Raw genomic sequence first — 8,774 nt, 5'->3', positions numbered from 1 at the left:
ATGGACGGGGTATCAACTTTTTGGCGTTGATTTTTGGCACGCTGTTGAGTTCTCAAGGAACGGACGCTTCCTTTGTACTCACCCTCTCGGGCTTTTCTCCGGGCGCTTCGTTTCGTTCTTGTGTCTCAGACTCTATCAGACTCTTTCGTGTCCGATTCCCAGTCAGCGGGATTCGCTTTCCAGTTCTTCGCTTTCGCGTTTCCCTTTCCGGCGAGACCGACTCTATCAGAAGTTTTCCACCGGATTTCCCGGCTTCAGATTCCTGGATGAGGAGTCGAGGGTGCCCACTCTGAATTGCTTCTTTGGGGGCCGGCTGCCGAACTTGTCCAGTTCCAGGCAACCGTTTGACTCTACATGACGCCCCCTGCACGGTCAAAATCGGCGCGACACCAGCTCCGCGGCCCGCACGGGGTCGCCCCCGGCGCGCTCGAGAAGAGCCTCCACGTCGTAGACCGGCCCGTCCCCGGGATCCGGACCGAGACCCTGGAGGCAGAGTTCCAGAGCCGGGCCGAAGAGCTCCCGGCGGATCGCCCCGTCCAGTTCGGGACGGAGCCGGTGCAGCTCGACCACCAGGTCCCAAGCCAAGCCATCATGTCGCGCCCGGTACTCCCGGTCGCAGGCCCTCACCGCAGCAGCCACCCCGACGTCATGGGCCTCGTAGGCCTGCAGCGCCGGCAGCAGTTCGGGAGCGCCCATGATCTGCGCCGCCGCGAAGGTGTGGACATGGGCTCCCGCGGCATCCTCGAGCAACGCCTTCAGCAGCGGCAGCACCCGAAGCTCGTGCCTGCGCGCGAGGCCCCGTATTCCTTCCTCCCTCACACCACCGTGCGCATCGACGGTCCGCTCCCAAAGGGCCGCGCGGACCGCGGGACCGTCGGCCTCCGACTGGAACCCGAGGCTGAAGGTCGCCCACTCCCGCACCTCCGGATCCACATCCCTCGTCAGCCGTATGAGGGCGAGGACACCCGGGCCCTCCGCCCGGCCCGTATCGAGCCCGGCGAACGAGGAGGCCACCTCCCGGCGGACGGCGGGATCCGCATGTCCCGCGAGCACGACCAGCACGGCAACGGCCGCACCCTCCCCCGTCCTCCCGATCGCACGGGCCAGAGCCCGCAGTACTCCGCCCTCGCACTCCCCCCGTGCGAGATCCGCCAAGGCGTCCGCCGCTTCGCACCGGACCGCCGGCTCCTGATCGCTGGCTTCCCCCATCACGTCACACCCGACCTCCCGCTCGAGCACCCCGGCGGAACGCATCAGTTCCCTACCGACCCTCACCGCCTCCACCCCCTCAGCCCCCACCCGCCGCAGCAGCACTTCGTACGCACCCCAATCCCCCCTCCCCACCGCAACACGAGCCGCCCCCCAAAACCTCCCCGACCACCCCGCTCACCCCGCTGGCCTCCATCCCCCACCACATGCACCGCTCATCGTCATCGTCAGCGGCCTGCCCGTCACCCGCCGCCCACCTGATCGAGGTGCACTGCAACCACCCCACACTGAAGGGCCAGTGACAGGCGCCTTGGAACCCTGATGCCCAGCCCGCCTAAGGGCTGGCACGTCAAAGGTGGGTCTCGACGGCTGCATTGCTTGAGGCAGGAGGGACGGGTCGTGAGGCCGCCGTACCGGGCGCGTGTTGGATGGCCTCTCCGCTGGTCTGAGCCCACGTCTGTTCGGCCGGCTGGTGACCGTGATGCGGCGACAACATGCGGCTGCTTCCCGCAGGGGCCGCCCGTGGGACCTCCGGCGGGAGGACTGTGCCCTGCTGGTCGCGGCCTACTAGCGAGCGAACTGCCGGCTCACGAGCGAGCAGTACACGACGGCCGACCACGTCCGAGGCACTCGAGGTCGGTTGCGGAACAGCCCCTTAGCTTGTTCTTTATGGTCTGGCCTGGTCGCGTTCGATGATGGTCTCGGGTCGTCTGACAGTTTTGCCCACGTCGTAGCGGGTGGCGGGCCGCTGGTTCTTGGAGCCGAGGGGTCTGCCGGGGCCGGGGCGGTTGGGTTTCGGTACACGGGCCGGGCATGGCAAGTGAGCACGGAGGTTCCGAAACCCCCGCCGGACGCGGGCCGGGGTGAGCCGGCCAGGCTCAGCGGGCTTCTCCCAGGGATGGCGGAGGTCCTCGGCCAGCGGACGGGCCAGCCGGAGCTGGGTGTGCGCGGTAAGGATCAGCCAGGTCCAGCGGTCCGCTGCCTCGGGGGTGCGGAGCTTCGGGCGGGTCCAGCCGAGGGTCTGCTTGATCATCCGGAAGGTGTGTTCCAGGTCGAACCTTCTCAGGAACGCCTGCCAGCGCAGGTCCACGTCGGCGCCGGTCATGTCTGTCCCTGAGGACCACAGCCAGACCGGCAGGGGTTCTCCGCCGCCGGGCAGGTGGTCGACCTCTAGACGGATGAGGTGCCTTCGATGAGGGGCAGATCGCCGTCGTGGTCGATCCAGGCCGAGCGGGTTGTGAGGCGGGGGTGGATCCGGTCCCAGGCCATGGCCTGTGCGGTGCCGTATCGGTCGGTGACCTGCACGGTTGCGGCGTCCGGCTCGCCCCAGGTCTCCGGCTTGGCGAAGCGGAACTCCTTGCCGTGCTTCGGGGGCCGCCCGCCCTGGGGCGGACAGATCCAGGGACGGGGTACGGGCTTGCACATCACGCGGTCTGACCGCAGCCGGCCCAGCACCTCCACGGGCAGGCCGTCCAGGAGGTGGGCCAGGCGCGGGGCGTCATAGCCGGCGTCGAAGACGACCAGGATGTCGGCGTCATCCTGGCGCCACTGGCCGCCGACGATGAGGTCCTCGACCACGCGGCGGACCTGGGCGGCGGTGACCTCGGCGACATCGTCCTCGGGTCCGAGCCGGACCGCGTCCAACAGCTGGCACCACGATGTTCGCCCGGACTCCAGCGCGGCGACGAACGAGTACGGCCAGCCGGGGATCATCAGGTGCTGGTCCCGGCCGCGGCCGAAGGTATGGCAGAACAACCTGTCCGGGCTGCACTCGGCGTCCGGCCGCAGCCAGTTACTCACATCCACGGCCAGGACGAGCCGATGGTCCGCGGCCTTGGGCTGCGGCAGAGCGGCCAGGACCTGCCGCAGCCGTGCAGTGTCGATACGTCCGTCGTTCAGGGCGGCGTACAACGCGCCGTGCCCACGCCGGTGCTCGGGCAGCAGCGTCAGGTCCACTGGCGTCATCACCCGTCTGTCGGAGCAGAGCAGGGCATCCGTGAGCTCGAATAGTTCGTCGCGGTGCGCGTCCAGGCACGCGTAGAAGTCGCCTCGGAAGTGTGACGCCACCGCGAGCGCCTCTCGCCGGACGTCGTGTTGCACCAGACTCATTCCCCCACGGCCTTCGTACTGGTCAAGCGCCTCTTTGGTCGGAGCACAGGATCACACGAAGGCCGTGTTCACGTCCCGAGGATCCCCGTACGGGCGATCACGTTCGGGGCATCGTTCGAGGCCGTCATGTGATCAGCCGCCCGCCGCTTGGACGTCCGGCGGGCAGCGGAAGATACGTGGTCAACCAGATCGCTGGGCGCTTGGGCCGAGATCGCGTCCATCCAGAACTTCAATGTCGGTGATAGTGGTCCGAGAGGGATCCAAACTCAGCCAGATGACGTCCATGCCATCGCGTTCGAGTTGGATCATCGAGGAACCCGACGAGCCGGGCGGCGCGGTCAGCAGGTTGATGCACGTTGCGGTACAGGTGCACGGGCCGTAGTAGGGCAGGTCAGCGACCACCTCGGCCAGCGGTTCACCCTCAGCACGCAACAGTTCAGCGATCTCGGTAGCAAGTGCTGAGAACGCATCCGCCAGTCGTGGGTACAGCCCATCTGTCACCACGGCACCGTACATGTGGCAGGCCATGAGAAGCACCAGAGGTTAAAGAACAAGCTTAGCTTGACGTTTATCGTCTGGCTCCGGCAGAGGGGCTCACCATGAACGACGTTCAGATCCAGTTGGCCCAGCCGAACGTGGCGATGTAGGCCCGGCGGAGGGCATCCCGGCCACGGCCGCTGCCGATGTGAATCACTGCCAGTGCTAGAAGAAACCAGGCCGTGAAGGCGCCAGAGATGGTCAAAGTCCATCGAGGGCCGGAGAAGCTGGCGATGGCGATCAAGGCGATGACGGTCACGCCCAAGCCCATGTGGGCGGCGGGCAGGTCTGAACGTAGGGCCTCGCGCAGAGCGCGGCGTTCTGCCTGTATGTCCTGGGTGTAGCGAGAACGAGCTGCGCTTTCGTCGTTCTCCCACTTAGACCAGTTCTCCATGGTCGGCCCCTGTAGATCGATCTCCGGCTGGGGCTGTAGCCCGAGCAGCCTATTGAGGGCCATCATCGGTTGTTCGCCGGGGCTTCGTCCCCTTCTTGTGGTGTGCGGGTCGGGTGTAGGACTCGCACGTGGCGAGGATGCGTCCAACGTCGTGGTGGGCGGCGGGCCGCCGGTTCTTCGAGCCGATCGGCCGACCGGGGCCAGGGCGGGTGGGTTTCGGTGCACGAGCTGGCGTGCCCGTCTTCGCGCGCAGGTTCCTGAACCCGCGGCGGACTCGGGCCGGTGTCGGCCTGTTCGGTTCCGCCGGTCGTTCCCACGGCCGGCGGAGATCAGCGGCGAGGGGGCGGGCGGGTCGAAGTTGGGCATGCGCGGCCAAGACGAGCCAGGTCCATCGGTCGGCTGCGGCAGAGTCGCAGAGCATGGGCCGGGTCCAGCCGAGGGTCTGCTTGAGCAGGCGGAGCGTGTGCTCAACGTCGAACCTGCGCAGGAAGGCCTGCCAGGACCGGTCGACTTCCGCGGCGGCGGCGCCGGTGCCCGACCACCACAGCCAGACTGGCTTGTTGACTCCGCAGCTGGGCAGCTTCGCCACGGTCAACCGGATCACGGTGCCCTCGATGATCGGCAAGGCCCCTCGTGATCCCCCACGCGGCCCTGCGGGTCAGCCGGGGGTGCAGCCGGCCCCACGCCTGCGCGGTCGCGGTCCCGTACCGCTCTGCGTCGGTCCCGGTCACTACCGCCGCCTCACCCCAGGTCTCGGGGCGCCGAAAACGCACTCACCACCGCGCTTGGGCGGGCGCCCGCCCTGCGGCGGGCAGATCCACGGCACCGGAACCGGCTTGCGCATCACCCGGTCCGAGCGGAGCCGACCCCACACCTCGACCGGCATGTCCACCAGAAGGTGGGCGATCCGAGGCGCCTCGTAGCCGGCGTCGAGGACAACCAGGACCTCAGGATCACCCTGGCGCCACTGGTCCGCCGCGACGAGGCGTTCGACAACCTTGCGGACCTGCTCGGCGGTGACCGCCGCCTGGTCCGCGTCCGGCCGCAGCCACGGCGAGACGTCCACCGCGAGCACGAGGCGACCGTCGGCGGCCCGGGACGTCGGCACCCCGACCAGGGCGCGGCGGATCCGGGCGACACCGATCCGACCTTGCCTTGGTTCGCCCCGGCCTGTGCTCGGGCGCGAGGGCCAGGTCCACAAGGGTGCGGACCGGGCCGTCGGTGCACAACAACGCATCGCACAGCTCGAAGAGCGCATCGCCCCGGGCAAGCAGGGAGCTGTACAGCTCAGTCGGAATGCCGTCACCGCGGTGAACGCGCCTCGTTGATCCACGATCCAGCCTCCGCGCGCCGCGCCGACCTCTTCTCGCAGGATCAGGCTCCAGGCCCGTGGACAGTTCGTGAACTGGGGAAACCCCGAACAAGTCCGAGCCCTGTTCGATGACGGACCAAAAGCCTCAAGCCTCGCTTTTTCTTTGTCTTCTGGCGCTCCTGAACTGGTGCGGACAGAGTGGGCGGCATGACAGAAAGTTCCGGCCCTGTCCCTGCGGAGGTAGATGATCGCCCGGCGGTAGAGCACATCCTCGGTCGTCCCTTGAGCCAGGCATGGCCGACGGGTGCACTGGCACCGGGCAGCCGGGTCACCGTCCTTCGCGACCAGGACTGGGACGGTCCTTGGCAGGTCGAGTTCGTTGGAACGATCGACGCCATGGGTGCACCCGAACCGAACGAACACGCCCAGTCGCTTAGCGACGAGCTGCGGTACTGGGTGATCTTTGACTCGCCGCAGTACGACTGCAACGGGGCCGGGCCCTATCGCAAGGCCCAGATCCGGGGTCGGTATCTCAGGGCCGATCCAGAGCCCGAAGCGTAGGAAGCCGCGCCCCACGCGCCGCTCGAATCGTCCGTCGGCGATCGGGTCCTCGACGACACGGCGGACCTGGACGGCGGTGACCTCAGCGACGTCGTCCTCCGGGGCCATCCGCACCGCGTCCGACAGCGGGCACGAGGACGTGCGGCCGCTCTCCAGCGCGGCGACGAACAAATACGGCCTGCCCCGATCATCGGGTGATGGTCCCGGCCCCGGCCGAAGGTCTGGCAGAACAGCCGGTCCGCGCTGCACTCGGCGTCCGGCCAGGACGAGCCAGTCGTCGGCGGCCTTCGGGTGGGAGAGCCCGGCCAACATCCGCCGCAGCCGCACCTCATCGAGTCGACCGCGGTTGAGCGCGTCGTACAGCGCGTCGGTCAGCTCGAACAACACGTCGCGCCGACCGGGTTGGCCGCAGAGAACAGGCCGAACCCTTTTTACTGCCGGCGCCCCGCTCTGAGTCCGCAACGAGTCGACCAGCCCCCAGCCGGCGTCAGCCGGTCTCCGCTGGCCCGGACCACGGCAAGCCTTCCGCCCTCGAAACCGATTAGATCGCCGACAGCCAGGAAGAGCGGGTTCGCCAGCTCGAAAGCATGGCCGTTGTCGGTCTCGAGGTCCTCCACCAGTACCAACCGCGAGGTCGGCGTGGTGCCGTCAGCTGCAAGGCGCATGCGGAGATGGTCCCATGGAGCCTGAAGTCACCTCAGCCCTGTTCGCCAAACGCCAACGGCTCAGAGGTTAATGAACAAGCTTCGACACCCGCCCCGGCCTCTGATGCTCCTCCGGCTGGGCCTACGAGCACACCGCAGTCAAGCTCCCGCGGACTCCTGCCGTTCTCACCCTGGCCTCGAAGGCACTCGACAGCTTGACCTAAGCGGACTCGTCCGGGCCGTCACCTTCGCATCTTGCATCGGTGCGCCAAGCCGATCCTCATGGACGATCATCAGCCCATGAACACGGACTACTGAGTGTCGCTCGCGGAATCAGAGCGCGATCAGTGGGGGCTCGCCCCCTGCAGGAGCATCGGGCCCTTGAGCTTCGGAATGGATCAGCAGGCTGCACTCGCTGCCATGAAGGGGCACGGTTTCACTGGCCAACAGGACGAGATCGAACGTTGGAACACGGCGTGTGCACGGTGGCGTATCACGTTCCACAAGGCCGACTCGGACAGGTGGAGTCGGCCGGCAGTGAAGTGCTACTTCGTCGAAGGCGTAGGACTGACCTGCGTCCTCGTCGACGGGTTGCGCGGTCCGCAGGTCACGCATCGGGGGATCCGCCTCATCGGCCGTGTTCCGTCGGAACTCTCCGAGGAGATGGAGGCTTATGCGATGGCGCAGGGAATCGGCGTCCGGTTCAACCGTGAGGCCGACATGCTGCACGACGGCCTGGAGCAGGCGATCGAACGTGGCGCTCAGCGAGCTGGGGATACCGTCGTCACCTGGGCTCTGTTCTTCAACCTGGGCGAGATTGCCGGGACCTCCTGGGACATCGCGCCGACGGAAGTCTGGCATCACGGTTAGAGCATCTCCAGGCCGGCCCGCTGGCTTCGGCTCAGCTCAGCTCACGGGCCACATGTGGATGGCGGCGAGGTGGATTGCCGCGGTCCTGCTGCGGCGGCCGCCTAGGCGCTTGCGGTTGGCGGCCTGGTCGGCGGGCTGAGGCCTCGTCGGCCAGGACCACGTCCGGGGCCGCCTCCGGTCTGCCTACCGGCCTAGGAACCCGTAAGCCGCCAATAGCCTGCGGGCAGCGGAGGGTGCGTGCGTCGCCGGTCCGGACAGGTGTGATGTCGATGGCCAAGGGCCGGCTGCGGGAAGAGGCAGCGGCTCCGGTGACGGCGCGTGCGTACTCGGCGGTGTGGACGGTCGGCTCCGCCGACGGCGGTCCCGGCCAGGGGGCGGCGCTCGGCGACCAGACCTTCACGGACGTCGCCGGTATCGAGACCGCCTGCGGCCAGCGGCGCCCGCCCGCCTGCCGGCCCGCGCAAATTCGGGTGCGGTAGCGGGAGGGGACTGGGAGAGTGCCGCGCTGTGGGCACTGCTGAGGTGGTACTTCGACGTGCGGTCGAGTCGGATGCGGTCGCCATGGCCGGTACGTGGCTGCGTTCCTTCAGGAACGCCTTGCCGACCGTGCGGCTTGCGCACGGCGACGACGAGGTCCGGGACTGGTTCGCCTTCGTGGTCGTGCCGCGGTACGAGGCCTGGATAGCCGAGGCCGACGGGGTCCTGGCGGGGCTCCTCGTGCTCGAGGGCGAGGAGTTGGAGCAGCTCTACCTGGAACCGTCGTGGTGGGGGAAGGGGCTGGGCGACCGGTTCGTGGCGCTGGCCAAGCAGCGACGGCCGGCCGGGCTCGGGCTGTGGACGTTCCAGGTGAACGGTCCCGCGCAACGGTTCTACGAGCGGCACGGCTTCGTCGCCGTCGAACGTACCGACGGGATGCGCAATGAGGAGCAGGAGCCGGACGTCCGGTACGTCTGGCGGCCCGGGGAATAGCGAGCGCGGCCGGCGTCGAGGATGCGGTCCGTGAACGCAGAAAAGCCCCGTACCGGTTTCCCGGTACGGGGCTCTCCACAATAATTGTTCGGCGGCGTCCTACTCTCCCACAGGGTCCCCCCTGCAGTACCATCGGCGCTGAAAGGCTTAGCTTCCGGGTTCGGAATGT

General features: G+C 68.0%; 7 protein-coding genes, 1 rRNA gene and 4 pseudogenes. 5 read left to right on the top strand and 7 right to left on the bottom strand.

The window, feature by feature from the left end; genetic code table 11:
- Positions 1 to 372 precede the first annotated feature (372 nt).
- Positions 373 to 1,314, bottom strand: coding sequence for a HEAT repeat domain-containing protein (locus ACIA8F_RS38980; protein WP_399385788.1), 942 nt, complete (start codon positions 1,312 to 1,314; stop codon positions 373 to 375).
- 316 nt (positions 1,315 to 1,630) lie between these two features.
- On the opposite strand from ACIA8F_RS38980, the pseudogene ACIA8F_RS38975 reads away from it, so the two are divergent.
- Positions 1,631 to 1,777, top strand: a pseudogene (locus ACIA8F_RS38975) (IS5/IS1182 family transposase); the annotation flags it as partial.
- Positions 1,778 to 1,876: 99 nt separating this feature from the next.
- Here the strand turns inward: ACIA8F_RS38975 and ACIA8F_RS38970 are convergent.
- The 4 genes and pseudogenes from ACIA8F_RS38970 to ACIA8F_RS38955 form a co-directional block, all read right to left on the bottom strand.
- Positions 1,877 to 3,318: pseudogene (locus ACIA8F_RS38970) on the bottom strand (NF041680 family putative transposase).
- Between the two features lie 180 nt (positions 3,319 to 3,498).
- Positions 3,499 to 3,819, bottom strand: a complete 321-nt coding sequence (locus tag ACIA8F_RS38965) for a hypothetical protein (protein WP_399385787.1) — start codon at positions 3,817 to 3,819, stop codon at positions 3,499 to 3,501.
- A 109-nt stretch (positions 3,820 to 3,928) separates the two neighbouring features.
- On the bottom strand, positions 3,929 to 4,249 hold the full coding sequence (locus tag ACIA8F_RS38960) for a hypothetical protein (RefSeq protein ID WP_399385786.1): 321 nt from the start codon (positions 4,247 to 4,249) through the stop codon (positions 3,929 to 3,931).
- Between the two features lie 49 nt (positions 4,250 to 4,298).
- Positions 4,299 to 5,589 (bottom strand): annotated as a pseudogene (locus tag ACIA8F_RS38955) (transposase).
- A 179-nt stretch (positions 5,590 to 5,768) separates the two neighbouring features.
- Between ACIA8F_RS38955 and ACIA8F_RS38950 the strand changes: the two are divergent.
- Positions 5,769 to 6,122 carry a ferrous iron transport protein A gene (locus ACIA8F_RS38950; RefSeq protein WP_399385785.1) on the top strand — a complete coding sequence of 118 codons (354 nt, stop codon included), beginning with the start codon at positions 5,769 to 5,771 and terminating at the stop codon, positions 6,120 to 6,122.
- A gap of 24 nt (positions 6,123 to 6,146) precedes the next feature.
- On the opposite strand, the pseudogene ACIA8F_RS38945 reads toward ACIA8F_RS38950, so the two are convergent.
- Positions 6,147 to 6,488: pseudogene (locus ACIA8F_RS38945) on the bottom strand (transposase); the annotation flags it as partial.
- 659 nt (positions 6,489 to 7,147) lie between these two features.
- Here ACIA8F_RS38945 and ACIA8F_RS38940 point away from each other — a divergent pair.
- The 3 genes from ACIA8F_RS38940 (at position 7,148) to ACIA8F_RS38930 (ending at position 8,605) form a co-directional block, all read left to right on the top strand.
- Entirely contained in the window at positions 7,148 to 7,636 is a 489-nt protein-coding gene (locus ACIA8F_RS38940) for a hypothetical protein (RefSeq protein WP_399385784.1), read from the top strand.
- 263 nt (positions 7,637 to 7,899) lie between these two features.
- Positions 7,900 to 8,115 (top strand): hypothetical protein, encoded by a 216-nt coding sequence (locus ACIA8F_RS38935; RefSeq protein WP_399385783.1) that lies wholly within the window; start codon positions 7,900 to 7,902, stop codon positions 8,113 to 8,115.
- Positions 8,116 to 8,197: 82 nt separating this feature from the next.
- Complete coding sequence (locus ACIA8F_RS38930) at positions 8,198 to 8,605, top strand: GNAT family N-acetyltransferase (RefSeq protein ID WP_399385789.1); 408 nt, start codon at positions 8,198 to 8,200, stop codon at positions 8,603 to 8,605.
- An 86-nt stretch (positions 8,606 to 8,691) separates the two neighbouring features.
- Here ACIA8F_RS38930 and rrf read toward each other — a convergent pair.
- Positions 8,692 to 8,774: ribosomal RNA gene (gene rrf / locus ACIA8F_RS38925) — 5S ribosomal RNA — on the bottom strand; the annotation flags it as partial.

The sequence above is a fragment of the Streptomyces sp. NPDC051563 genome (assembly GCF_044454225.1).
In the GTDB taxonomy this organism is placed as follows: domain Bacteria; phylum Actinomycetota; class Actinomycetes; order Streptomycetales; family Streptomycetaceae; genus Streptomyces.
The sequence above is the reverse complement of the archived record's forward strand: the minus strand, read 5'-3'. Positions and strand labels throughout refer to the sequence as shown.

What these genes read in the sequence shown, in the direction of transcription:
- ACIA8F_RS38960 (WP_399385786.1), bottom strand. Translation starts at nt 4,249, where the DNA reads ATGGAGAACTGGTCTAAGTGGGAGAACGACGAAAGCGCAGCTCGTTCT.
- ACIA8F_RS38950 (WP_399385785.1), top strand. Translation starts at nt 5,769, where the DNA reads ATGACAGAAAGTTCCGGCCCTGTCCCTGCGGAGGTAGATGATCGCCCG.
- ACIA8F_RS38935 (WP_399385783.1), top strand. Translation starts at nt 7,900, where the DNA reads ATGTCGATGGCCAAGGGCCGGCTGCGGGAAGAGGCAGCGGCTCCGGTG.
- ACIA8F_RS38930 (WP_399385789.1), top strand. Translation starts at nt 8,198, where the DNA reads ATGGCCGGTACGTGGCTGCGTTCCTTCAGGAACGCCTTGCCGACCGTG.